The organism is Streptomyces sp. LARHCF249 (assembly GCF_052871255.1).
This window is the reverse complement of sequence record NZ_JBIXJQ010000004.1, coordinates 262,854-287,368: the sequence shown is the minus strand read 5'-3', so window position 1 is coordinate 287,368 and position 24,515 is coordinate 262,854. Positions and strand designations below refer to the sequence as shown.

19 protein-coding genes and 1 pseudogene are annotated in these 24,515 nt (G+C 70.6%); 5 read left to right on the top strand and 15 right to left on the bottom strand.

The window, feature by feature from the left end; genetic code table 11:
• Nucleotides 1-136 precede the first annotated feature (136 nt).
• The 5 genes from ACIPUC_RS13080 to ACIPUC_RS13060 are packed head-to-tail and all read right to left on the bottom strand — an operon-like array spanning nucleotide 137 to nucleotide 8,051.
• Nucleotides 137-2,104: a beta-galactosidase gene (locus ACIPUC_RS13080; RefSeq protein WP_446589231.1), complete on the bottom strand. Its 1,968-nt coding sequence runs from the start codon at nucleotides 2,102-2,104 to the stop codon at nucleotides 137-139.
• Nucleotides 2,104-4,332, bottom strand: coding sequence for a 1,4-beta-glucanase (locus ACIPUC_RS13075; RefSeq protein ID WP_446589229.1), 2,229 nt, complete (start codon nucleotides 4,330-4,332; stop codon nucleotides 2,104-2,106). Before ACIPUC_RS13075 ends, ACIPUC_RS13080 begins: the two co-directional genes overlap by 1 nt.
• A 52-nt stretch (nucleotides 4,333-4,384) precedes the next feature.
• Nucleotides 4,385-5,311: a carbohydrate ABC transporter permease gene (locus tag ACIPUC_RS13070; protein WP_446589228.1), complete on the bottom strand. Its 927-nt coding sequence runs from the start codon at nucleotides 5,309-5,311 to the stop codon at nucleotides 4,385-4,387.
• Entirely contained in the window at nucleotides 5,308-6,378 is a 1,071-nt protein-coding gene (locus ACIPUC_RS13065) for an ABC transporter permease (protein ID WP_446589227.1), read from the bottom strand. The genes ACIPUC_RS13070 and ACIPUC_RS13065 overlap by 4 nt, the downstream gene beginning before the upstream one ends.
• On the bottom strand, nucleotides 6,378-8,051 hold the full coding sequence (locus ACIPUC_RS13060; protein WP_446589226.1) for a Tat pathway signal sequence domain protein: 1,674 nt from the start codon (nucleotides 8,049-8,051) through the stop codon (nucleotides 6,378-6,380). The genes ACIPUC_RS13065 and ACIPUC_RS13060 overlap by 1 nt, the downstream gene beginning before the upstream one ends.
• A gap of 413 nt (nucleotides 8,052-8,464) precedes the next feature.
• Between ACIPUC_RS13060 and ACIPUC_RS13055 the strand changes: the two are divergent.
• Nucleotides 8,465-9,412: pseudogene (locus ACIPUC_RS13055) on the top strand (fibronectin type III-like domain-contianing protein); the annotation flags it as partial.
• Nucleotides 9,413-9,471: 59 nt separating this feature from the next.
• On the opposite strand, the gene ACIPUC_RS13050 reads toward ACIPUC_RS13055, so the two are convergent.
• From ACIPUC_RS13050 to ACIPUC_RS13005, 10 genes are all read right to left on the bottom strand, one after another.
• Nucleotides 9,472-11,268 (bottom strand): alpha-L-fucosidase, encoded by a 1,797-nt coding sequence (locus ACIPUC_RS13050; protein WP_446589224.1) that lies wholly within the window; start codon nucleotides 11,266-11,268, stop codon nucleotides 9,472-9,474.
• A 71-nt stretch (nucleotides 11,269-11,339) separates the two neighbouring features.
• Nucleotides 11,340-11,975, bottom strand: coding sequence for a LutC/YkgG family protein (locus ACIPUC_RS13045; protein ID WP_446589223.1), 636 nt, complete (start codon nucleotides 11,973-11,975; stop codon nucleotides 11,340-11,342).
• The gene (locus ACIPUC_RS13040; RefSeq protein ID WP_446589222.1) at nucleotides 11,972-13,501 is read right to left on the bottom strand and encodes a LutB/LldF family L-lactate oxidation iron-sulfur protein; all 1,530 of its coding nucleotides are present in this window, start codon (nucleotides 13,499-13,501) and stop codon (nucleotides 11,972-11,974) included. Before ACIPUC_RS13040 ends, ACIPUC_RS13045 begins: the two co-directional genes overlap by 4 nt.
• Nucleotides 13,498-14,238: a (Fe-S)-binding protein gene (locus ACIPUC_RS13035; protein ID WP_446589221.1), complete on the bottom strand. Its 741-nt coding sequence runs from the start codon at nucleotides 14,236-14,238 to the stop codon at nucleotides 13,498-13,500. Before ACIPUC_RS13035 ends, ACIPUC_RS13040 begins: the two co-directional genes overlap by 4 nt.
• A complete protein-coding gene (locus tag ACIPUC_RS13030) occupies nucleotides 14,229-15,137 on the bottom strand; it encodes an amidohydrolase family protein (protein ID WP_446589220.1) in 909 nt (302 codons plus the stop codon). Before ACIPUC_RS13030 ends, ACIPUC_RS13035 begins: the two co-directional genes overlap by 10 nt.
• Nucleotides 15,134-15,445: an L-rhamnose mutarotase gene (locus tag ACIPUC_RS13025; protein ID WP_446589219.1), complete on the bottom strand. Its 312-nt coding sequence runs from the start codon at nucleotides 15,443-15,445 to the stop codon at nucleotides 15,134-15,136. The genes ACIPUC_RS13030 and ACIPUC_RS13025 overlap by 4 nt, the downstream gene beginning before the upstream one ends.
• Nucleotides 15,442-16,470 carry an aldo/keto reductase gene (locus ACIPUC_RS13020; RefSeq protein ID WP_446589217.1) on the bottom strand — a complete coding sequence of 343 codons (1,029 nt, stop codon included), beginning with the start codon at nucleotides 16,468-16,470 and terminating at the stop codon, nucleotides 15,442-15,444. Before ACIPUC_RS13020 ends, ACIPUC_RS13025 begins: the two co-directional genes overlap by 4 nt.
• A complete protein-coding gene (locus tag ACIPUC_RS13015) occupies nucleotides 16,467-17,225 on the bottom strand; it encodes an SDR family NAD(P)-dependent oxidoreductase (protein WP_446589216.1) in 759 nt (252 codons plus the stop codon). Before ACIPUC_RS13015 ends, ACIPUC_RS13020 begins: the two co-directional genes overlap by 4 nt.
• Nucleotides 17,222-18,559 (bottom strand): L-fuconate dehydratase, encoded by a 1,338-nt coding sequence (locus ACIPUC_RS13010; RefSeq protein ID WP_446589215.1) that lies wholly within the window; start codon nucleotides 18,557-18,559, stop codon nucleotides 17,222-17,224. Before ACIPUC_RS13010 ends, ACIPUC_RS13015 begins: the two co-directional genes overlap by 4 nt.
• Nucleotides 18,560-18,573: 14 nt before the next feature.
• Complete coding sequence (locus tag ACIPUC_RS13005; RefSeq protein ID WP_446589213.1) at nucleotides 18,574-19,425, bottom strand: fumarylacetoacetate hydrolase family protein; 852 nt, start codon at nucleotides 19,423-19,425, stop codon at nucleotides 18,574-18,576.
• Nucleotides 19,426-19,911: 486 nt separating this feature from the next.
• Between ACIPUC_RS13005 and ACIPUC_RS13000 the strand changes: the two genes are divergently transcribed.
• The 4 genes from ACIPUC_RS13000 (at nucleotide 19,912) to ACIPUC_RS12985 (ending at nucleotide 24,510) form a co-directional block, all read left to right on the top strand.
• Nucleotides 19,912-20,961 carry a sugar ABC transporter substrate-binding protein gene (locus tag ACIPUC_RS13000; RefSeq protein ID WP_446589212.1) on the top strand — a complete coding sequence of 350 codons (1,050 nt, stop codon included), beginning with the start codon at nucleotides 19,912-19,914 and terminating at the stop codon, nucleotides 20,959-20,961.
• Nucleotides 20,962-21,097: 136 nt separating this feature from the next.
• Nucleotides 21,098-22,711 (top strand): sugar ABC transporter ATP-binding protein, encoded by a 1,614-nt coding sequence (locus ACIPUC_RS12995; protein ID WP_446589211.1) that lies wholly within the window; start codon nucleotides 21,098-21,100, stop codon nucleotides 22,709-22,711.
• Nucleotides 22,712-22,713: 2 nt separating this feature from the next.
• Nucleotides 22,714-23,757 (top strand): ABC transporter permease, encoded by a 1,044-nt coding sequence (locus ACIPUC_RS12990; protein WP_446589210.1) that lies wholly within the window; start codon nucleotides 22,714-22,716, stop codon nucleotides 23,755-23,757.
• Nucleotides 23,758-23,808: 51 nt separating this feature from the next.
• Nucleotides 23,809-24,510 carry a FadR/GntR family transcriptional regulator gene (locus ACIPUC_RS12985; protein ID WP_446589209.1) on the top strand — a complete coding sequence of 234 codons (702 nt, stop codon included), beginning with the start codon at nucleotides 23,809-23,811 and terminating at the stop codon, nucleotides 24,508-24,510.
• The last annotated feature ends 5 nt before the right edge of the window (nucleotides 24,511-24,515 follow it).

The following is a 24,515-nucleotide window of genomic DNA, read 5'->3' as shown; positions in this document are numbered from 1 at the left end:
GGAAGAAGTCACTTCGTACGCCCGTGAGCCGGCCCGCCGGGAGGGGCGGGCGGGCACTGGCAGGAGGGCGGTCTGGGTCCTCCCCGCGGACGGCCGGTGCGGCCCCCGGGGCCGTGGACGGGCCCCTTGACCGCGGTCATGGCCGGAGCACCGCCACGCCGTAGCGGCCGAGGGTCACCCGGTCGGTGACGGCCGTCCCCGTCAGGAGGTCGTGGTGGGTGCCGGGCACCTCGACGGTCACCGGCTCGCGGCCGTGGTTGAGCACGAACAGCACCCCGCCCCGGTGAACGGCCTCGACCTGCTCGGGGAGGCCGTCGAGCACCGGCCGGACGCCCGCGGCGGAGGCGATCCGGGCCAGCAGCGCGCGCAGCGCCTCCGGCTCCGGGAGCGTGGAGACGTACCAGGCCCGGCCCTTGCGCAGGACGGCGGGCAGTCCGTCGAGTTCGCCGCCCTTGTACGGCAGGGTCTCCTCGGCGGTGCCGTCGGCCTCCAGCTCCTCGGACCACAGGGACGCCCTGAAGCCCTCGCAGGTGACGGTCTCCCCCGCGTCCAGCGGCCACCACTCGTGCAGGGTGCGGATGCCGAACAGCTCGCGCAGCCGGGGGTCCATGCCGCCGGCGCGGACCCGGTCGTCCTCGTCGGCGACGCCGGTCTGGAAACCGCAGACGACGGTGCCGCCGCGGCGGACATGGGCGAGGAGGTTCTCGATCGCCGCGTCGGTGAGCGCGTACAGCTGCGGCACGATGACGACGGGGTACGGCGTGAGGTCGTGCTCGGGGTGGGCGAAGTCGGTGGTGAGGTGCGCCTGCCAGAGGGCTCGGTGCCAGGCCCGCAGAACGTCCGGGTAGTCCACCTGGTGGGACGGGCGGCCGTCCTGGGAGCCGGCCCACCAGGCGTGCCAGTCGTGCAGGACCGCCATGTCCGCGGTGACGTTCCGGCCGGTCACCTCGGAGGCGATCCGCTCCAGGTCCGCGCCGAGCTGCTTGACCTCCTGGTAGGTCCGGCCCTCCTCCCCGGCATGGCTGACCATGCCGGAGTGGAACTTCTCCGCGCCCTGCCGGGACTGGCGCCACTGGAAGTAGCAGACGGCGTCGGCTCCCCGGGCCACGGCCTGCAGGGACCAGAGGCGGTTCAGGCCCCGGGGCTTGGGGTGGTTCACGCCCCGCCAGTTGACGGGCCCGGCGGCCTGCTCCATGAGCATCCAGGGCCCGCGCGCCTGGGAGCGGGTCATGTCCTGGACGAGGGCGCCGCTCTGGGCGCCCAGCGGGTCGCGCGGATCCGGGTAGATGTCGACGGAGACGACGTCCTCCTCCTCGGCCCAGCGCCAGGCGTCCTGGCCGATCCACAGCGGCATGAAGTTGCTGGTGACCGGGAGGTGCGGGGTGTGGCGGCGGACGATGTCCCGCTCGGCGAGGTAGCACTCCAGGAGCATGTCGGAGGTGAAGCGCCGGAAGTCCAGGACCTGGGTGGGGTTGCGCATGTAGTGGGGCAGGAGGGGCGGCAGGATGCCGTCCCAGGTGTCGTAGCCCTGGCTCCAGAAGGCGGTGCCCCAGGCGTCGTTGAGGGCGTCGAGGGTGCCGTACTTCTCGTGGAGCCAGCGGCGGAAGGCGGCCGCGGCCTCGTCGCCGTAGTCGAAGGTGCAGTATTCGTTGTTGATGTGCCACATCGTCAGGGCGGGGTGGCCGCCGTAGCGGGCGGCGAGGTCCTCGGTGATGGCGGCGGCGTAGCGCCCGTAGGTGGCGCTGGAGTGCGAGAAGTGCTGCCGGCCGCCCCACCACTCGGTGCGGCCGTCCTCGGTGACGGGCAGGGTGTCCGGGTGCAGCCGGCCCATCCAGGGCGGGGGCGAGGAGGTCGGGGTGGCGAGGACGACGCCGATGCCGTTCCCGTGCATCAGGTCCATCAGCGCGTCCAGCGGGCCGAACTCCCGGGCGCCCGGCTCCGGTTCCAGCGTCGACCAGGAGAAGACGCCGAGGGTGACCGAGTTGACCCCGGCCTCCTTCATCAGCCGGACGTCCTCGTGCCAGGTCTCCTCGGGCCACTGCTCCGGGTTGTAGTCGCCGCCGAAGAGCAGACGGCCTCGTGTCGCGTCACTCAGGTCGGGCATCAGACGGGCTCCCCGTACTGCACGCCGCGCCCGTTGGTGGCGAGGTAGACCCGGCCGTGGACGCGCGGATCGCCGGTGATGGCCGCGCCGGTCCAGCCCCACCGGTGCCGGTCGTCGTTGATCCGCGTCCAGGTCCCGGCCTCGTCGTCGGAGCGGTAGACGGCGTTGAACTCCTCGATCCCGCCGACCATGTAGATCGCCGGGTAGGAGGCGCCCCTGGCGGCCTTGCCGAAGCCCAGGGTGTGCGAGGCCCGGCAGCCGGCGACCTTGGTGAAGGTCGCGCCGCCGTCGGTGGAGCGGTAGAGCCCGTCCGCCTTGGCGCTGAGCCACAGGTCACCGGAGCGTCCGGGGGCCGCGGCCAGCTGGAACCCCGCGTCGCCCGAGCTCAGGCCGGTGGCCCGGGCGGTGAAGGTCAGACCGCTGTCGATGCTGGCGTAGAGCGTGCCCGCGCTCGTGTCGAAGGCGTAGAAGCACCCCGGGTCCACGGGGTCCGCGACCAGGACGGCGCCCTTGGGGAGGGAGGCGACCTCGGCCCAGGTGGCGCCGTTGTCCGCCGAGCGGTGCGCCGGATGGACGGTGCCGTCCCCGTGCGCGAGGGACCACAGAAGCACACTGCCGTCGGCGCTGGTGACGATCGGCCCGGGCGCTTCCTTGGCGAGGGCCGGCTGCGACGCGAAGGGAGCCCAGGTCCTTCCGCCGTCGTTCGACCAGGCGCCGTTGGCCTGGTCGCCCGAGCCTGTGCGCACGACGTACGAGGGCTTGGCCGCGGCCTGGGCGAGTCCGATGGAAGACCCGAACACGGGGTTCGTGGCCAAGCCGCGCGACGGCGAGGCGGTCAGCCGCTCGTGGTAGAGCACGCCGATGTCCCGCGATCCGCTGATCAGGTGGGCCTCCCCCGTCGGCGGCGACACGATCGCCACCACGGACGCCTCCTCCAGCCCGCGGACCTGCGGAGCCCAGCGCTGGAGGTCGTGCGTGCCGTACAGGGTCGCGCCGGTGCCGTAGACGACGTGCTCGCAGTCGAACGGGTCGAGGCCGACGGCCTGGATCCACCAGCCGAACTTGGGCTTGTCCTCGCCCCAGTTGAGGAAGGGGGTTTCGGAGACGTCGAGGACGGCCTTGTCCTTCAGGGACGTCCAGGTGCGGCCGCCGTCGGTGGAACGGAAGACGGTGTCGATCTCGGCCCAGCGGTTGTTGGTGGACACGACGAGCGTCCCGGGCCGGCGGGCGTCGACGGCGACACCGCCGTAGCCGAAGGCGTCGGCGGACCCTCCCCCAGTCGTGGCTCCGCCCGGCTTCACCGGGGTGACTTCGGTCCACTGGCCGTTGACGGTACGCAGTTTGTGTACGCTGCCGTCTGACTGTCCGTTGGGGCCCGGCGCGTTGGCGTACGTCACGTACAGCTCGCGGGTGTGCCGGTCGTACGCGGCGCGGATGGGCACCTTGGCGGCGGTGCCGGTGGGCTGCCCCGGGACGGGCTCCCAGGTCTTTCCGTCGGACGTGCGGTACAGGTGGGGGTTGTCGGCGGTGCCGTCGGAGTCGCCCCAGCCGGCGTAGACGCTGCGGCCCGCGGCAACGAGGAGGGTGATGCCCTGGCCGGTCGCGCTCGGGGTGGCCGGGAAGCTCACGGCCTTCCAGGTCGCGCCCCGGTCGGTGGACTTGAGCAGCCCGTCGTTCCGGGTGCCGAGCCACAGGGTGTCGCCGTTCCGTGGGTCGACGAGGAGTCGTTCACCGCATCCACGCCCGTCCTCGTTGCCGCCGAACTGCACGGTGAGGTCGGTGCGCTTCCAGGTGGCACCCCGGTCCTCGGAGCGCAGCACGGCCCCGTTGCCGGCCCAGGACTGGGTGTAGGTGCCGAGGGTGAGATAGACACGGTCGGGGTGCGCGGGGTCCACGGCCATGGCCTCGACGCCGAGGAGGTTCCAGTCGTCCCAGCCGAGGTGGTCGGTCAGCGGGGTCCAGCGGTCGGTCCGGTCGTCCCAGCGGTAGGCGCCCCCGATGTCGGTCCGGGCGTAGGCGAGCCCTCGCACCGACGGGTGGAACAGCACCCCGGTGATGAACCCGGTGCCGCCCACGACGGCGTTGCGCCACCGGTAGCCGCTCTTCGCGACGGCGGCGGGAGCGGGAGCGGCCTGAGCCTGCCCCGGAACGGTCGGCAGGGAGACGACCGCGGCGGCGGCAGCGGAACCGGCAAGAACGGAGCGCCTGCTGAGGTCAAACGTGCTCATGGCATACCTCGGTCTTGACGAAGGGGGAGGTCGAGCGGGGATCCACAGGGCTTCAGCCCTTGATGGCTCCGGTGAGCATGCCCTTCTTGAAGTGCCGCTGGACGAAGGGGGAGGCAACCGCGACGGGGATCAGCGCCAGGACCATGACGGCCATCTGCAGGCCCAGCGCGGAGAGTTGTCCGGTGCGGACCGCCTGCTGGAGACCGGTCGGCGCCTCGGTGTTCTTCTGGACCAGTTGGATGAGCACGTTCTGCAGCGGCATCATCTCCTGGTCGGTGAGGTAGATGGAGGCGTTGAACCAGGCGCTCCAGTAGCCGACCGCGTAGAACAGCGAGATGACGGCCAGCACCGCGCGCGACAGCGGCAGGATGATGGTCAGCAGGATGCGCAGGTCGCCGGCCCCGTCGATGCGGGCGGACTCGGTGAGTTCGGGGGAGATCCCCATGAAGAAGGCGCGCAGGACGAGGATGTTGAAGATGCTGACCGCGCTCGGCAGGATCAGGGACAGATAGGTGTCGGTGAGGCCCAGCGACTGCACCAGAAGGTACGTCGGGATGAGGCCTGCCCCGAAGAACATGGTCGCCATCATGGTCATCAGGAAGAACCGATGGCCCAGACTTCCCGGCCGCGACAGGCCGTAGGCCGCCAGCACCGACACCGCCATCGAGAACAGCGTGCCGAAGAGCGTGACACCGACCGAGACCATGATCGCCCGGCTGACCTGGCCGCCGCTGAGCAGCTCGGTGTAGTTGACGAAGGTGATGCCCTGGGGGATCACGACGAGGCCGCCGACCCGGTCGATCACGGATTTCGGAGAGAGGCTGGTGACGATCACGATCCACAGCGGGCCGAGCACCCCGAGGCAGCAGAGCAGGAGGAGGCCGCCCTTGGCGGTGAGTCCCGCCTTGCTCGGCGGCTCCTCCCACGCGGGGCGGGCGGGAGCCTTGAGGCTGCGGACGAGCTGCGTGTTGAGGCTCATTTCTTGTACACCCCCTGCTCGCCCAGCAGGTGCGCGAACTTGTTCGCCCCCAGGACGAGGCAGACTCCGATGAGTCCCTTGGCCAGGCCGACCGCGGCCGCGTAGCTGAAGTCGCCGTTCTGGATGCCCATGTTCCATACGTACGTATCGAGGACCTCGCTGGCCCCCGCGCCGACCGCGTCCCGTTGGAGCAGGAACTGCTCGAATCCGACGCTCAGCGCGTCGCCGACCCGCAGGACGAGCAGCAGTGCGATCACCGGGCGCAGCGCGGGCAGCGTCACGTGCCACATGCGTCGCCAGCGCCCGGCGCCGTCCATGGCGGCGGCCTCGTACAGGTCGGTGCTGACGGCGGACAGGGCCGCGAGGAAGACGATGATCCCCCAGCCGGCGTCCTTCCACACGGCCTGCGCGGTGACCAGATACTTGAAAAGGTCCGCGTTGGTCATCAGGTCGAAGCCGCTCCACCCGTGGTCCTGGAGGGTCTGGGCGATGATGCCCGCGCCTCCGAAGATCTGCTGGAACACGGTGACCACGAGGACCCACGAGAAGAAGTGCGGCAGATACATGATCGCCTGCGCCACGGCCCGCACCCGGGGCCGGATCACGCTGTTGATGACCAGCGCGAGGGCGATGGGGACCGGGAAGAACAGCACCAGCTGGAGGGCGAACAGGACGAGGGTGTTCTTCGTGGCGCTCCAGAACAGCGGGTCGTCGAGCGTCCGCGAGAACTGCTCCACGCCGACCCAGGGGCTGTGGAAGATCGCCGTGACGCCGTTGCTGGAGACGTACGGGTCGTAGTCCTGGAAGGCGACGATGTTGCCGAGCAGCGGGACGTAGTTGAAGAGCAGGAGCAGGACGATGACGGGCAAGGTCATCAGGATGAGCGCGCGGTCGCGGCGCAGCCGGATCCCGAACGGAACCTTGCCGGCCTTGCCCGTCCCTCGCGGCGCTCGCGCTCGCGCCCGCGCCTTCGCCGCGGCGGTGGCGGTGGCGACCCCGGCCGTCGGCTCCTCGACGGCCGCGGGGGGACGGGTCCCGTCGGGCCTGCTCCCGGCCACCAGGGACATCAGTTGCCGCTGCCGTTCTTGTCGATGAGCTCCTTGTACCAGTCGCGCAGCTTGTCGCCGCCGGAGGACCTCCAGGTGGAGATGGCCGCCTGTACGTCGGACAGCTTCCTGTTGCCCCGCACGTAGTCGATCTCCAGCTGCTCGAACTGGCTGGCGATGTTGGCGTACTGGGTCGGCTCGACGACGGTCATGCCGTATGTGGACGTCTTCTTCATGAAGGCCCCCATCCGCTGCTGCCACTCGACCTGCTTGCGGGCGACGTCGGGGAAGTCGGGGTGGGCGTAGTAGGGAGCCGGGGTCGCCAGCATCGACCAGGCGTTGATCACCTCGGAGTTGCCCTGGTCGTTCTTGACCGGGACGCCGTCCTTGACGGTGTAGTGGGTGCCCTCCACGCCGTAGTCGACGAGCATCCGCTCCTTGGTTCCGTAGGGCGCGGCCGAGAAGTTGGCGGCGGCCAGCGCGTTCTCCACGGTCTCCTTCGAGGCGCCCTTGCTGATCAGCGACCAGATGGTGGCGGGCTGGGACGACCACAGCGCGGGGTTGCCGCCGTCGGCGCCGAAGTAGTCCATGCCCTCGATCTGGAAGTCCGGGTTGGACTGGGCCTGTTCGGCGGTCTTGACGTACCAGGCGGACATGTCGCCGTTGAAGACCAGGATCTGTCCGGAGGTGAACCGCTGGCCCGCGTCGCCTTGGCGCGCCTTGTCGTCGGGATGGACCACGCCGGCGTCGAACACCTTGCGGCTCCACTCCAGGGCCTCGAGGTACTCGGGCTGCTCGATGCGGTACGTCAGCTTGCCGTCGTCCCCGATGTTCCAGCCGAGCGTCCCCGAGGGGCGGACGCCGAAGATGCCGGCCGAGATCCAGCTCATGTCACCGCAGGCGTACACGTTGGCCTTGGCGCTGGTTGCGTCCTTGGCCCAACCGAGGAACTCATCGGCCGACTTCGGGACGGAGTATCCCTTCTGGTCGAAGAGGTCCTTGCGGTAGTAGGGCACGATGAAGTTCGCGGCAGCGGCGGACATCGGGATGCCGCGCAGCGCGCCGCCGAAGATGCCCATGCGCCAGGCGTCGGACGGAATCGCGGCCAGGTTCGGGTACTTCTTGACCTTGTCGCCCGCCAGGTAGGGGCCGAGGTCCATGAATTTCGCGGTGACCGCGTTCGCGATCTTGCCGACCAGATGCCAGTTGGCCACGACCACCATGTCGGGTACGGAGCTGGAGGCGAGGACGGCGCCGAGCTTCTCGCCGTAGGTGATGCCGTCCTGGTTCTGCCAGGTGACCTTGGTGCCCGCCGCCGCGTCGACCGCCTCGTAATACGCGCACCCGGCCTTCGGCGGGGTGCCCCAGAGCGGGGACATGATCTTGAAGGGAGCTCCGGTGCCGAGCTTGGCCGGGACCGAGGTGGCGAGGGCCGCGAGGTCGACCTTGGCGATGTAGCCGGCCGACGAACCGTTCTTCGAGGGAAGGTCCGGCTTGGCGAGCGTGCTGGCGACGTATGTCGGGAGCAGCTTGTCGGCGGCCTTGCCCGACGTGGTGCCCTCTCGCGACTCGCCGTCCGGGCCGCCGCAGGCGGTGAGCAGCGGCATTCCCCCGGCCACCGCTACGGTGGCGACCGCCGTGGAGGCGAGGAAGCTTCTCCGGCTCGGTCCGGAGGAGGCGGCATTCGGCGTCATTGCGTCAACCCTTCATGGCGCACCAGGACGGCCGGCGGTGGGCCGTCGGCTGCGGTGTCGTGACTGGAACTGACTGAGCTGAAAGCGGACATCCAATCACTGCGACGCAATGACAGTCGAAGCGCTTCGATGTTGCAGTGAGGTTAAGTGAACACCCATAGACGCACAAGGGTCGCTTCCAAGATTCGTCCGAGGCCTGAAGGGGAACTCTCCCGTATGTCCTGCTTGAGGTAAGAGTGTTGAAGGGCGCTGGTCTCTTGACACTCGCGCTGGCGTCTGCTGAGCATCGAAGCGCTTCGAAAGATTCGCCGCTCCATCTCAAGGAGACCCCACGTGTCCGCACACACGCCGCATACACCACCGCCTTTCCGCGATCCGCAACTGCCTTTCGCGAAGCGCATCGACGACCTTCTGTCGCCGCCGACGGTCTCAAGGTTGCCGGTGGGAACGGGGAGATCTTCGAGGTCGTCGTCGAAAGGGGCGAGGACGCGGTGAACAGGGTCGCCTCGCAGGCGGACGTGGTCCTGGTGGTCGCGGGCAACGATCCGCACATCAACGGAGGCGAGACCGAGGACCGTACGACCCTGGCCCTGCCCGCCCGCCAGGAGCGCCTCCTGCGCGCGGCCCGCGCGGCCAACCCGAACACGGTTCTGGCGCTCTCGACTACGACGTGATCGGCGCCCGCCAGACGTACCTCTACTTCGAGGGCACGCCGCTCTTCGTGTTCGGCCGCGGCCTGTCGTACGCGTCCTTCTCCTATGAAGGCCTCACGACTCGCGTCGAGGACGGGACGCTGCACGTGTCCTTCACGGTCGCCAACACCGGTGGCGTCACCGCGCACGAGGTCGCCCAGCTCTCCACCCGGGCCGTGGAGCCGTCGGTGCCGCGGCCCCGAAGGGAACTGGCCGCGCACCGGCGTGTGACGCTCGCGCCCGGCGGGGTCACGGAGGTCGCCTTCCGGGTGCCGGTGTCGGCGTTCGCGTTCTGGGACGTGGCGCAGGGACGTCATCGGGTGGCACCGGGCCTCTACGAGATCCTCGTCTGAGCGTCCAGCGAGGAGGTCCGCCTGGCCGGGACCGTCGGCCTTGACGGCGAACCGTCCCTCCCCCGGCCGGTCATGTTCCGTGACTGTGACTTCGGAAAGGGGGCTGCCGGGATCACGGTGGAGGCCGCGGGCGAGGGCACCGTCGAACTCTCGCTGGGTGACGGTCCGGTACTGGCCGTGCTCACGCTCTCCCCGGGTACGGCCGGCACGACTACGCCACGGTGAGCGCACCCCTCGTCGCGGCTGCCGGTGTGCACGAGTCCGCCTCGGACTGCGCGGCCCGGTGCGGCTCGCACGCGTCGCCTTCTCCGTCTGAGGTCCGCATCAATCCCATGCGCCGGGGTGGTGTGCCCTCGGCACGCCACCCCGTGGCGCTCAGCCGATCCTGGTCATGTTCCAGTTCTGCGCGGGGCCGCCGTTGACGGACCACTGGATGACCGGGATTCCGTCCCCGCTCGCGTAGCCGTTGTCCAGCACCTTTCCGCTGTACCGGTTGGTGAGCCGGAACGCACCCCCGCCCAGCGCGGTGACCGACCACTGCTGCCCCCGACCGCCGCTGACGGTGCGCTGCACCATCACCGCGCCGTCGGAGGTACTGCCGTTGTCGTCGAGGGCCTTGCCGCTGCGGACACAGACCAGTGTGTAGTAGCCGTGGCCCAGGTCGGTGACCGTCCACTGCTGCGGGGAGCCTCCGTTGGGGGTCCACTGCGCGACCTGGCCGCCCTCGGTGGTGGTGTTGGCGTTGTCGAGGGCCTTGCCGTTCTGGGCGCTGACCAGCCGGTAGACGCCGCCCGCGAGGACCGCCGGCATGCCGCTGACCTCCACGCAGACCACGGAGTCGTTCGCGTGGGGTGCTGCGGGCGGCACGCTGACGTTGATCTGCCCGCCGCTGACCGTGTAGGCGAGCGAAACCGAGGGATCGTTCATCAAGTAGACGCGGCTGATCGTGTTGTGGACCGCCGGGATCTGCAGGGTGCCGCCCGTGGGCCACGTGAAGACGTGGGCGAAGAGCTTGCCGTTCTTCTTGGTGATCCTGCCCCAGGACGGCTCGGCGGCGAAGGGGCTGCCGCTGGTGCCGTGGATGCTGTCGGCGTGGGTGGCCATCCAGGAGGCGAGTCCGTTGAGTACCGCCGTCGTTGCGGCGGTCACGGTTCCGTCGCCCTTGGGGCCGATGTTGAGCAGGTAGTTGCCGTCCCGGGAGACGACCGTGACCATCTCCTGGATGATGTCCTTCACGGACCTGTAGTTGTTCTCGGCCCAGTCGGTGTAGCCCCACTGGCCGTTCATGGTGGCGCAGGTCTCCCACGGCCGGTCCAGCGGCGTGGCGGGCACGGTCTGCTCCGGGCAGGCGAAGTCACCCAGACCGAGGTCCCGCTTGACGCGTTCGTTGACGACGAGGCCGGGCCTGCGGGCCATCAGCCAGCTGTAGAGCTCCTCGCCGTCGGCCCTGGTCCACCAGTCGGTGAGCGTGGGGCCGGCCGGGTTGCCGCACCAGTCGCCGTCGAACCACAGGAGGGCCGGGTCGTAGCGGTCCAGCAGTTCCTGCAGCTGGGCCTTCATGTCGTTGATGTAGGCGGTTCGGGCGGTCTGCGACGACATGTCGGAGAAGAGGGTGCCCCGGTTGATGGTCTGGGAGGGGTGGCTCCAGTCCAGGATCGAGTAGTAGAGCCCGAACTTGATGCCCCGCTTCTCGCACTCGGTCTTCAGCTGGGCCAGCAGGTCGGGTTGGAAGCCGTTGTAGTCGCGCAGGTTGTACTGCTTGGTGCCGGTGGTGTCGGTGAAGCCCGCGACGTTGGAGTCCCACATCGCATAGCCCTCGTGGTGCTTGGCGGTGATCACGAGGTACTTCATGCCGGCGTTCCCGGCCAGTTCGGCGATGGTGGCGGCGTTGAAGCCGTTCGGGTTGAACGGGGTGGTCACCTGGGCCTGGTAGTCGGCCTTGTTCCAGTTCTCGGCGGAGAACGCCCACTCGCCGTGGCCGCGGTAGGAGTAGGACCCGAAGTGGATGAACATGCCGAACCTGGCCTGGTACCACCAGTCCAGCTTCGAGGGGACGGTGTAGGCCTGGGCGGTGGCGGGCCACAGGACCTGCGGCAGACCGAACGCCGCGGCGCCGCCGGCGAGGGCTGCGGCCTTGATCAGGGAGCGTCGGCTGAGGGGGGAGGAGGACATCGTTCGACTCCTGGAGTGTGGGGGACGGGGGATGGCGAAGTTCAGTGAGTGACGGGGCCCGGCACCGCGCGCTACGCGTCCACCACCAGGACGATGTCCAGGGTCCTGGGCCCGTGCACGCCCTCGACACGGTCCAGCTCGATGTCACTGGTGGCCGAGGGACCGGAGATGAGCGTGAGCGGCCGGGAGGGGTCGAGCCGGCTCAGCGCCTCGGGCACGTCGGGGACGATCTGGTCCACCCGGACCACGCAGACGTGCTGGTCCGGCAACAAGGTGAGGGCCCTGCGCCCCTGGCCGTGTCCGTGGTCGAGGATCACGGTGCCGGTGACGGCGATCGCGGTGGCGACCGTGGTGACCACGGCGTGCGCCGCGTCCAGTTGTCCCACCGTCAGCGGCGGAGCGTCTTCCAGCCGCGACCAAGGCCCTTCCGGGACCAGGTCCTCGGGAAGCCCGGGCGGCACCACCAGGGACCGTGCTCCGGTGCGGGCCAGCGCGCGCCCGACGGCCGCCGCCGCATCGGCCGCCGGAACGCGGACCACCGTGGCGCGGTACTCGGCGGCTCGGTCGGCGAACAGCCCGACGACGTCCGGTCCCGCGTGGTCGGCGCGGTCAGTGGCCGGGAGCGGTATGTCGTCGGGGTTCTCCGATCCGGGCACGCCGGCCAGGGCTGCCCGCAGCGCGCTCAGGACGGTATCGCGGCCGCTCATCGTGGTCCCTTCCCTTCCATCGTCGCAGGGCCTTCTTCCTTCGCGGGTGTTCTCGTCCGGCGCCACCAGGCACGTAGCGTCTCCCGGGGCGGCAGGGGCGTGTCACGGGTTTCGGACCAGCGGGCGAAGGGACCCGGCAGGGCGCCGATCCGGCCGTCACGGGCCACCAGGCGGGCCCCGAGGGCGGCGAGCGTCTGGGCCGCCGCGAGTTTCCCCGGGGAGGACAGGACGGCGCCCGCGGCCTTCATGGCGAGCGCCTCGGTGGTGGGCAGGAGCCTGTTCCGCCGCCCTGCCTCCACGGCCTGTGCGCGCAGATGGACCAGCACCTCGGGAATGTCGATCTTCACGGGGCAGGCGTCGTAGCAGGCGCCGCAGAGGGTCGAGGCGAAGGGCAGGGAGGCCGCCCCGCTTTTGATGTCACTGCCGATGCCGACGAGCTGCGGGGTCAGTACGGCGCCGATCGGGCCGGGGTAGACGGATCCGTAGGCGTGGCCGCCCGTGCGCTCGTACACCGGGCAGACGTTCAGGCACGCCGAGCAGCGGATGCAGGCGAGGGCCTGGCGGCCCACCTCGTCGGCCAGCGTCGCGGTGCGGCCGTTGTCGAGGAGGACGAGGTGGAAGTTCCTGGGGCCGTCGCCCTCGGTGACGCCGGTCCACAGGGAGGTGTACGGGTTCATGCGCTCGCCCGTCGACGAGCGGGGCAGGAGCTGGAGGAAGACCTCCAGGTCGGCGAAGGAGGGCAGGACCTTCTCGATGCCCATCACGGTGATCAGCGTCTCGGGCAGGGTCAGGCACATCCGCCCGTTGCCCTCCGACTCCACCACGACCACCGTTCCGGTGTCGGCGGCCGCGAAGTTGGCGCCCGAGACGGCCACCTTGGCCCGCAGGAACTTCTCCCGCAGGTGGAGCCGGGCCGCCTCGGCGAGATCGCGGGGATCGTCGGAGAGCCCTTCGGGAGCGGGCCTTCCCCACTCCCCCATCTCCCGCCGGAAGACCTCCCGGATCTCGGAGCGGTTGCGGTGGATGGCCGGCACCAGGATGTGGGACGGGCGGTCGCGGCCCAACTGCACGATGAGTTCGGCGAGATCGGTCTCGTAGGCGCGGATGCCGGCTTCGGCGAGCGCCTCGTTGAGGCCGATCTCCTGGGTCGCCATCGACTTCACCTTGACGACTGCACGCGTTTCATCGTCACTGGCGCCGGTCGCCCGCACCAGGTAGGTCACGATGCGGTTGGCCTCGGCGGCGTCCGCCGCCCAGTGGACCACTCCGCCCGCGGCGGTCACCGCCTTCTCCAGGCGGAGGAGGTGGTGGTCGAGGTGGCGTAGGGTGTGGCGCTTGACGGCTGCGGCCGTCTCCCGCAGTTCCTCCCAGTCCTCCAGTTCGGCGGCGACCGCCAGCCGCTTGTCCCGGATGGTGCCGGTCGCCCGGCGCAGGTTCGCCCGCAGTTGGGTGTCCGCGAGCGCGGCACGCGCCGCCTGGGGGAAGGCCGGCGTGCCCAGCCATACGACGTTGTCGGCGCCGCTCACCGTACGTCCCCTTCCGTGGAGGCCAGGATCTCGGCCAGGTGCATCGTGCCGACGCCGGTACGGACGCGGGACAGGCCGCCGCCGATGTGCGTGAGACAGGAGTTGTCGCCCGCGCACAGGAACTCGGCCCCGGTGCCGAGGACATGGCGCATCTTGTCGGCGAGCATGGCGTTGGACACCTCCGCGTTCTTCAGTGCGAAGGTGCCGCCGAAGCCGCAGCAGGACTCGGCGGCGGGCAGTTCGACGAGGTCGATGCCCTTCACGGCGCGCAGCAGCCTGAGCGGCCGGTCGCCGACGCGGAGCATGCGCAGCGAGTGGCAGGTCGGGTGGTAGGTGACGCGGTGCGGGAAGTACGCGCCGACGTCGGTGGCGCCGAGGACGTCGACGAGGAGTTCCGACAGCTCGTACACCGTCGCCGCAACGCGGTCGACCGCCTCGGTGAGGGCGGCGTCCCCGTACTGGACGGCCACCACCCGGTGGTGGTCGCGCACCATGCCCGCGCAGGACCCGGAGGGCGCGACGACGGCGTCGTACCCTGCGAAGACCTCGGCGAAGCGGCGCACCATGGGCAGGGTCTCCGGCCGGTAGCCGGTGTTGAAGTGCATCTGGCCGCAGCACGTCTGGCCCTGCGGGAACTCCACGGTGTGGCCGAGGCGTTCCAGCAGTGCGGTCACCGCCTGGCCGGTGCGGGGGAACATCGTGTCGTTGAAGCACGTGATGAAAAGGGCTATGCGCATGGGGTTTCCCGGGGCGGGTCCTGGGGTGCCGTGAGGGTCAGGCCGTAGGTGCGCACCGCCGTGCCGGTGAAGACGTCGCGGCGCTCGGCCGGGCTGAGCCCGGCCGTCACCTGGTCGGCGGCGGCGACGACTTCGGCGTAGGTGGCGGCGAGCCGGCAGACGGGCCAGTCGGAGCCGAACATCAGCCGCCCGGGCCCGAAGGCGTCCAGGACGGTGTCGGCGTAGGGCCTCAGGTCGTCGACCGTCCAGGAGTCCCAGTCGGCCTCGGTGACCATGCCGGAGAGTTTGCAGACGGTGTTGGGGAGGGCGGCGAGGCGCCCGATCTGCTCCGCCCAGGGCGCGAGTTCGCCGGACGCGATGGGCGGCTTGCCGAGGTGGTCGAGGACGAAGGTGAGGCCGGGCAGGCGCTGCGCGGCCAGGACGGCGGCCGCCAGTTGGTGCGGCTTCACCACGAGGTCGTAGACGAGTCCCGCCTCGGCGATCGCGGCGAGGCCGCGCAGTGCCTCCGGGCGCACGAGCCAGCGGGGGTCCGGCTCGCCCTGAACCTGGTGGCGCATCCCCACCAGGTGCTCCCCGCCGGGGCCGGCGCGCAGCCCGGCGAGGATGTCGGCGACGTCGGGTGCGGTCAGGTCGGTCCAGCCGACGACCCCGGTGACCAGGTCGCTGCGCGCGGCCATGGCCAGGAACTCGGGGGTCTCTTCCGGCACGGTGATCGTCTGCACCAGCACGGTGGCGGCGACGCCGGCCGCACGGGCCTGCGGTGCCAGGTCGGCGAGGGAGAAGTCCCTTCGCAGCGGGGCGAGTTCGGGTCCGGTGATCCAGTCCTGGTCGCGGACGGACAGGTCCCACACGTGGTGGTGGGCGTCCACGATTCCCGGCCCGTGGTCCGCCCCGGTCACAGCTCCCACACCACCGGCAGCGAGGCGTCCGAGCCCTGTGCGGAGTAGTCGTGGACGACGTCGAGCAGCTCGGCCATCCGCGCCTGCCAGGTGATGTTGACGGGCAGCTTCTCGAGTTCGGCGATCATCGCCTGGTAGTCCTGGACCTCCAGTACGTGGAACAGGTCGGTGCCGCTGCGCCAGATCGTCCACTCGCCGACCCCCGCGGCGCGGATGGCGGCGGTCAGCTCCTCGGGCACCTGCCGGTGCGCGGCGTCGTACTCCTCTATGCGGTCGGCGCGGACCTTGGTGTGCAGGGCGACCTTCATGACGGCTCCTTCCGCGACGGGGTTTCCCCGCTGGGCGCGGTGACGGGTACGGGGGTGTCCGGGTCCAGCAGGCCCTCGGCGCGCAGCTCGTCCCACAGGGCGTCCGGGATCGGGCACCGCAGCTGCTCCACGGTGTCGCGCACCTCTTCGGGGGAACGCGCACCGGCCAGGACGCTCGCCACGGACGGGTGGCCGGACGGGAAGCGCAGCGCGGCGGCCCGCAACGGCACGCGGTGGCGCTCGGTGACCGCCAGCAGCCGCAGTGCCCGGTCGAGCACCGGCTGCGGGGCCGGCGCGTAGTCGTAGGCGGCACCCGGCCGGGGGGCGGCCAGCAGCCCGGAGTTGAACACTCCGCCGATGACGACGCTGCGGCCGCGGGCAGCCGCCTCCGGGAGCAGTGCGGTGAGCCCGTCCTGTTCCAGGAGGGTGTAGCGGCCGGCCAGGAGCACCACGTCGATGTCGGTCTCGCGCAGGAAGCGGGCGGGCAGGGCGGACTGGTTCATGCCGATGCCGATCGCCCCGACCACGCCTTCGCCGCGCAGCCGCTCCAGCGCCGGGTACGCCTCGCGCAGCGCCTGCTCGGCGTGGTCGTCCGGGTCGTGCAGCAGGGCGATGTCGACGCGGTCGAGGCCGAGGCGTTCCAGGCTCGCCTCGAGGGAGCGCAGCACTCCGTCGGCGCTGAAGTCCCAGGCCCGGCGGTGGGTGGCCGGGACGGCGAAGCCGTGGGCGAGGTCGCCCCCGGGGTCGCCCTGCGGGCTCGGCACGAGGAGCCGGCCCACCTTCGTGGAGAGGGTGTAGGTATCGCGCGGGCGGTCGCGCAGGGCGGCACCGAGCCGCCGTTCCGACAGGCCCAGTCCGTAGTGGGGGGCGGTGTCGAAGGTGCGGACTCCGGCGTCCCAGGCCGCGTCCACCGTGGCGTGGGCGGCCTCGTCGGTGACCGGGTGGTAGAGGTTGCCGAGGGCCGCGCAGCCCAGGGCGAGCTCCGAGACCGGTACCGCGCTGCCGCCCAGCCTGGTGGTCCTCACGGCTGGGCCGCCGGGCGCAGCCGCAGTCCCTGCATGCCGCCGTCCACCGCGAGCGCGGTGCCGGTGACGGACGCCGCGGCCGGGCCGGCCAGGTAGACGATGGCGGCCGCCACCTCGTCGGCGGTCACCAGACGGCCCATGGGTTGGCGGGCGCCCAGGGCGGCCCGTTCGGCCTCGGGGTCGTCGGCGGCCTCGAGCAGCCGGGCCACCCACGGTGTGTCGGCGGTGCCGGGGTTGACGCAGTTGACGCGGATGCCCTCCCTGACGTGGTCGGCGGCCATGGCACGGGTGAGGGACAGCACGGCGCCCTTGCTGGCGGAGTACAGGGCGCGCTGCGGCAGTCCGGCGGTGGAGGCGATGGAGCAGGTGTTGACCACGGACGCGTGCGCGGACCTGCGCAGGTGGGGCAGGGCGGCCCGGGTGGTGCGGACCATGCCGAGGACGTTGACGTCCAGGACGCGGTGCCACTGTTCGTCGGGGTTGTCCTCGACGGTTCCGGTGGCACCGATGCCCGCGTTGTTGACGAGGATGTCGATGCCGCCGAGCCGCGCGGCCGCCTCCTCCACGGCGGCGCGTACGGAGGCGTCGTCGCCGACGTCGGCCTTGAGGCCGAGCAGCGGTTCTTGTACGCCTTCCGGATCGAGGTCGAGTACGGCGACGGCCGCGCCCCGCGCTGCCAGCGCGCGGGCCGTGGCGAGCCCGATGCCGGACGCGCCGCCCGTGACGAGGGCCCTGAGGCCGGTCAGTTCGGTCATGCCACTTCCTCCTGCGCGGCGCGTTCGGCCACCCAGAACGTGCCGTCCGGGTAGAGGTACTCGGCGATGGACTCCTCGCGCATGGTGGCGGAGAAGCCGGGGGCGAGCGGCGCGGTGTAGTGGCCGTCCCGGATCACGACCGGATCGATGAAGTGCTGGTGGAGGTGATCGACGTACTCGATGACGCGGTTCTCGGTGGTTCCGGAGAGGACCAGGTAGTCGAACATCGACAGGTGCTGCACCAGCTCGCACAGCCCCACTCCGCCGGCGTGCGGGCACACCGGCACGCCGAACTTCGCGGCGAGCAGCAGGATCGCGAGATTCTCGTTGACCCCGCCGACCCGCGCCGCATCGATCTGGAGGACATCGATGGCGCCGGCCTGGAGGAGCTGCTTGAAGACGATCCGGTTCTGCACGTGTTCGCCGGTGGCCACCTTCACGGGAGCGACGGCCTGCCGTACGGCCGCGTGGCCGAGGACGTCGTCGGGGCTGGTGGGCTCCTCGATCCAGTACGGGTCGAACTCGGCGAGCGCGTTGGTCCACCTGATCGCCTCGCCGACGTTCCACCGCTGATTGGCGTCGATGGCGATGCGGATGCCGTCACCGACGGCGGCACGGGCGGTGCGCAGCCGCCGGATGTCGTCGCTCATGTCGGCGCCGACCTTGAGCTTGATCTGGGTGAAGCCGTCGGCTACGGCCCGCTTGGCCAGCCGGGTGAGCTTGTCGTCGGTGTAGCCGAGCCAGCCCGGGGAGGTGGTGTAGCCGGGGTATCCGCGCTCCAGCAGGGTTGCCTCACGTTCCGCGAGCCCCGTGCGGCCCTCGTGGAGGAGCGTGAGGGCGTCCTCGGGGGTGAGGGCGTCGGCGATGTAGCGGAAGTCGACCTGGGAGACCAGCCACTGCGGCGAGGCGTGGGCGAGCAGCCGCCACAGCGGTTTGCCCTCCCGCTTGGCCGCCAGGTCCCACACGGCGTTGACCACGGCGCCGATCGCCATGTGCATCACGCCCTTCTCGGGTCCGAGCCAGCGCAGTTGGCTGTCCCCGACCAGATCCCGGCTGACCGATCCCGGATCGGCGCACAGCTCCGATACGGAGCGGCCCACGACGTGCGGCCGCAGTGCGTCGATGGCGGCGACCTGGACGTCGTTGCCGCGTCCGATGGTGAAGGTGAAGCCGTGTCCTTCGTGTCCGTCGCCGGCGTCGCTGCGCAGTACGACATAGGCGGCGGAGTAGTCGGGGTCCGGGTTCATGGCGTCGGAGCCGTCCAGTTCCCGCGAGGTGGGGAAGCGGACGTCGTAGGTGTCGACGGCGGTGATCCGGCCGGAGGTTGTCGTCACGGTGGTGCTGCCTTTCACGCTTGGGTGAAGGTCTGGCGCTGGCTGCCGAGGCCGTCGATGGAGAGCTCGACCGTGTCGCCGGGGTGCAGATAGGGAGTGCCGGGGAGACCCAGAGCCACGCCCGCGGGCGTACCGGTGTTGATGACGTCGCCCGGCTCCAGGACCATGTACTGGCTCAGGTACCACACGATGTGGTCGGCTGTGAAGATCATGTCGCTGGTGTGGCCGTCCTGGCGCTTCACACCGTTGACGCTCAGGTGCAGGCCGAGGTTCTGCGGGTCGCCGGCCTCGTCGGCGGTGACCAGCCACGGGCCGAGCGGGTTGAACGTCTCGCAGGACTTGCCCAGGTCCCATTGCGGCGAGTACTCGAGCTGGAATTCCCGCTCCGACACGTCGTGGCTGATCGTGTACCCGGCGATCACGGCGCGCGCGGCCTCCGGTCGGTCCAGGTAGCGCGCCCGGCGGCCGATGACGACCCCGAGTTCGACCTCCCAGTCGGTCTTCACCGATCCGCGGGGGATCAGCACCTCGTCGTACGGGCCGACAACGGTGCCCGGGTCCTTCATGAACACCACCGGACGCGCGGGAATCGCCGCGCCGGTCTCGGCGGCGTGATCGCGGTAGTTCACGCCGATGCAGACGACCTTGCCGGGGCGGGTGACGGGCGCCCCGATGCGCAGCCCGTCCCGGTCCAGTTCGGGCAGTTCCCCCGCCGCGACCGCTGCACGGGCCCGGTCGATCCCCCCGGAGGCGAGGAAGACACCGTCGATGTCCCGGGTGACGGAGGAGAGGTCCAGCAGCCGTCCGCCGTCGGTGCGTACCGCGGGCCGTTCTTCACCTGGGGATCCAACGCGTAGCAGTTTCACCGGACAGCTCCCTTGCCGAGCGGGATTCGGTTTTGCCTTGGGGCGGTCGGCTCCGGTCATCCGCATGGCCGTCAGTCATCGGATGTATCGCGGGCCAGAGCGACTTTAGGCGCGGGGATCGCGACTGACAATGGATTCCTCGGATGCATTTCCTCGACGTAGCCCGTCGACGCTCTCGAAGGAGCGACTCTTCCGGAGCCGGCCGGTGCGCTTCTCTCGAGGCGGCTGTGCACGCAGAGTTGGGCATCGGGCGGGGTCAAACGGAGTAGGGCGATACCACGAGGCTCGGCGGCGCGACGGCCCGGCGCATCAAGCCGGTCCCGGACCCTTGTCAACGTCGGCAACGTCGTCGTAACGTCCCGTCCGAGATACATCGGAGGAATGGCCGGATCACTCGGTGCGCCCGCCCGGCGCCCCCTCCGCCTTCCGCACGGCGCGTACGCCACCCCCCCTCGCCGCGCCCCTGGCTAAGGAGAGAACACGGCCATGAAGCCCACTCGCACCCGCTCCACCGCCGCAGCCGCCACCGCCGTCCTCGCGGCGCTGGCCCTCGCCACCGCGTGCAACCGCGGGAGCGCCGGCTCGGCCGCCCCGGGCGGTGACACGTCCGCCATCGGCATCGACCTGCCCCGCTCCGACTCCGACTTCTGGAACTCATACGCGCAGTACCTGAAGAACGACATCAAGACCAACGGCGTCAACGCACTGCCGCTGAGCAACTCGCAGAACGACGTCACCAAGCTGGTCGCCAACGTGCAGGTGTTCCAGAACACGGGCGCCAAGGCCGTCGTCATGGCGCCCCAGGACACCGGTGCCGTCGCCTCCACCCTGGAGAGCCTCGCGTCGAAGAAGATCCCGGTGGTCAGCGTCGACACCAGGCCCGACAAGGGCACGGTCTACATGGTGGTCCGAGCGGACAACAGGGCGTACGGCACCAAGGCGTGCGAGTTCCTCGGCAAGCAGCTGGGCGGCCAGGGCAAGGTCGCCGAGTTCCAGGGCGCCCTCGACTCCATCAACGGCCGCGACCGCTCAGAGGCGTTCGCGGAGTGCATGAAGACGAACTTCCCGAAGATCGAGGTCTTCGAGCTGCCCACCGACTGGAAGGGCGACGTGGCCTCCGCCAAGCTGCAGAGCCTGCTCGCGCAGCACCCCGACCTGAACGGCATCTACATGCAGGCGGGCGGTGTCTTCCTGCAGCCCACTCTTGCCCTACTGGAGCAGAAGGGCCTGCTCAAGCCCGCCGGGCAGCAGGGCCACATCAGCATCGTCTCCAACGACGGCATCCCGCAGGAGTTCGACGCCATCCGCAAGGGCCAGATCGACGCCACCGTCTCCCAGCCCGCCGACCTGTACGCCAAGTACGCGCTGTACTACGCCAAGGCCGCCGCCGAGGGCAAGACCTTCCAGCCGGGTGCGACCGACCACGGCTCGACCATCATCAAGCTGCCCAACGGCCTGGAGGACCAGCTCCCCGCCCCGCTGGTCACCAAGGAGAACGTCGACGACACGACCCTGTGGGGCAACGACCTCGGCTGACGACCGGCGGGCCCCCGCCCCGCGCGCTGTCCGGGAACCGACAAGCCCCGCCCCCGTTCGCCGCCTCTCCCGCAGCCCGGGTGCGCACCTGCACGCCCGGCGCCCCAGCCTCCGCACACGAAGGACGGTATCCACCATGGCGGACACCGCGACCGCCCCGGCGACCGGCCCCGGCACCCCGGCCCCGGTGGCCGAGGCGACCGGCATCAGCAAACGATTCGGCGCGACCGTCGCGCTGCGCGACGCCCGTATCACCGTCGCCCCGGGCGAGTCGCACGCCCTTGTCGGACGCAACGGCGCCGGCAAGTCGACGCTCGTGTCCGTCCTCACCGGCCTCTCGCAGCCCGACACCGGAGCGCTGCGCTTCTCGGGCGAGCCGGCTCCCGCCTTCGGCGACATCGGCGCCTGGCGCTCCCGCGTCGCCTGCGTCTACCAGCGCTCCACGATCATCGGCGACCTGACCGTCGCCGAGAACCTCTTCCTGAACCGGCAGAGCCGCGGCCCGCTGCGGCCCATCCGCTGGAAGCAGCTGCGCGACCGCGCCGAGGAGCTCCTCGGCGAGTACGGCGTCGACATCGACCCTGCCGCCCGCGCACGGGAACTCACCGTCGAGCAGCGGCAGTTCGTGGAAATCGCCCGGGCCCTGTCGCTCGGCGCCCGCTTCATCATCCTCGACGAGCCGACCGCGAAGCTGGACGGCCGCGGCATCGGCCGCCTCTTCGGCAAACTCCGCGACCTCCAGCGCCAGGGTGTCGCCTTCCTCTTCATCTCCCACCACCTGCAAGAGGTGTACGACCTCTGCACCACGGTCACGGTCTACCGCGACGCGGCCCACATCCTGACCGCGCCGGTCACCGAGCTCGGCCATGCGGCCCTGGTGGAGGCCATGACCGGCGATTCCGCCTCCACGGCAACGGCCACCGCCGGCCGCCCCCCGGGCAGGCGGGCCGACTCGACGGAACTGCTGGAGATCGACGGCCTGACGCTGCCCGGTGCCTGCGAGGGCATCTCGCTCTCCCTGCGCTCCGGCGAGGTCGTCGGGCTCGCCGGCGCCACCGCCAGCGGCAACGTGCAGGTGGGTGAGGCGGTCGCCGGTCTGCACCGCGCCAAGGCCGGCCGGATCTCGGTCGGCGGCGCGACCGTACGCACCGGCAGCGTGCCGTCCGCGCTCCGCGCCGGCGTCGGTCTGGTCCCCGAGGATCGCCACCGCCAAGGGCTGGTCGGCAACCGCAGCGTGGCGGAGAACGCGACGCTCACCGTCACCGACCAGCTCGGCCCGTTCGGCACCATGCTGCCCGCCCGCACCAGGGCCTTCGCGCAGCGCGTGATCCGGGACCTCGACATCAAGACTCCCGGAGCCGCCACCCCGGTCTCCGCCCTCTCCGGCGGCAACCAGCAGAAGGTCGTCGTCGCCCGCGCCCTGGCCACCGATCCGCACGTGCTCGTGGCCATCCGCCCCACCAACGGGGTGGACGTCAAATCCAAGGAGTTCCTGCTCGGCAGGATCCGGCAGGTCGCGGACGGCGGCAAGGCCGCGCTGATCGTCTCCGACGAGCTGGACGACCTCAAGGTCTGCGACCGGGTCGTCGTCATGTTCCACGGGCGGGTGGTGGCCGAGTTCGACCACGGATGGAAGGACGAGGACGTCGTCGCCGCCATCGAGGGCGTCGCCGGCGACCCGGCTGCTGCCCCCACCTCTCCCGCATCCGCCCTACCCGCCTCACCCCGCGCAGACGAGCACGGAAGGTAGTCATGTCCGCCACCACAGATCTCACCGAGCAGGCACCGGCCACGGCGGCGCCGACCGCGGCGGACACCGCCCGCCGCCGGGTCGGCCTCGGGCGCTTCCGTGAACTGTCCCTGGTCCCGGCGATCCTCGTCCTGTGCCTGATCGGGTTCATCGTCTCGCCGGCCTTCCTCACCGCCGACAACCTGATCGGCGTGGCCCAGCAGTCCACCGAGCTGAGCCTGCTGGTGCTCGCCACGACCTTCGTCCTGATCGCCGGCCGGATGGATCTGTCCCTGGAGTCCACCATCGGCGTGGCTCCCGTCATCGCCGTATGGCTGATCCTGCCCACCAGCGGGGGCCGGTTCACCGGACTCGGCCTCTTCCCCGAGTGGATGGCCGTCCCGCTCTGCCTGCTGGTCGGGGCGCTGATCGGTGCCGTCAACGGCTTCCTCATCCTGAAGCTGCGCCTGAACGGCTTCATCGTCACCCTCGGCGCCCTGACCATGCTCCGCGGGCTGCAAGTCGCCCTCTCCGAAGGTCAGTCCATCGTCGAGCTGCCCTCGTCCTTCACCTACCTGGGCAGGGCGTCCTGGCTGGGCGTGCCCGCCGCGATCTGGGTGTGCGCGCTGCTCTTCGTGATCGGCGGCAGTGCGCTGGCCTGGCTCCGGCACGGCCGGGCGCTGTACGCGATCGGCGGCAACGCCGAGGCCGCCCGCACTGCGGGCATCCGCGTCGACCGCATCGTGTGGGTCGTCCTCATCCTCGGCAGCGTTCTCGCCGCGTTCGCCGGTATACTTTACAGCGGGCACTACGGCTCCATCTCCGCCACGCAGGGCAGCGGCTGGATCTTCCAGGTCTTCGCCGCGACCGTCATCGGCGGAGTCAGCCTCAACGGCGGCAAGGGTTCCGTTTTCGGCGCCCTCACCGGCGTCCTCACGCTCCAGCTCGTCGTCAACGTCATGACGCTGGCGGGCGTACCGCCCCTGTGGAACCAGTTCCTCAACGGCGCCATCATCATCGTCGCCCTGGTCATCTCCCGATTCGCGTCCGGCGAGAAGCAGGAATAAGCCACGTCCCGCAAGCGGCTCCGCACATACCCGGCACTGAGAGGCACGTTAGTGGCACTGACGGACGAGGCGATCGACAAGATCAAGGCGATGATCCTCGACGGCGAACTCGCGCCCGGCTCCCGCCTGCCCAAGGAGGAGATCCTCGCCGGACAACTCGGCTTGTCCCGGAATTCCCTGCGCGAGGCCGTCCGGGCGCTGACAGCCATGCGCATCCTGATCACCCGTCAGGGCGACGGTACGTACGTATCCAGCCTGGAGCCCCATCTCCTGCTGGAGAGCCTTTCCTTCGCCGCCGATGTCTCCCAGGGCCGCACGGCACTGCAACTGCTCCAGGTACGCCGACTGCTGGAGCCGCAGGCGACGGGGGTGGCCGCTGCCCTGCTGACGGCGGAGGACCTCCGGGAACTGCGCGACATCCTCGACAGGTCCCGGGCCGCCACGACCGTGGAGGAGTTCGTCGCCCACGACATCGCCTTCCATCTCAGGATCGTCGAAGCCGTCGGCAACCCCGTGCTGTCCATGCTCCTGCGGGTCCTCTCCACCCGCACCCAGCGCGTCCGCATCGTCCGCGGCAGCCGGACCCGTCACGCACTGGACAACGCCCACCAGGACCACGAACAGATCCTCGGCGCGCTCCAGTCCCGCGACGCCCTGCTGGCCGCCTCCGCCGCTACCGTCCACATCACGGCCGTGGAGCAGTGGCTGGCCGCCAGTCTGAGCGACGACCCGCTGCGCGCGATCGACGGCTGACCGCC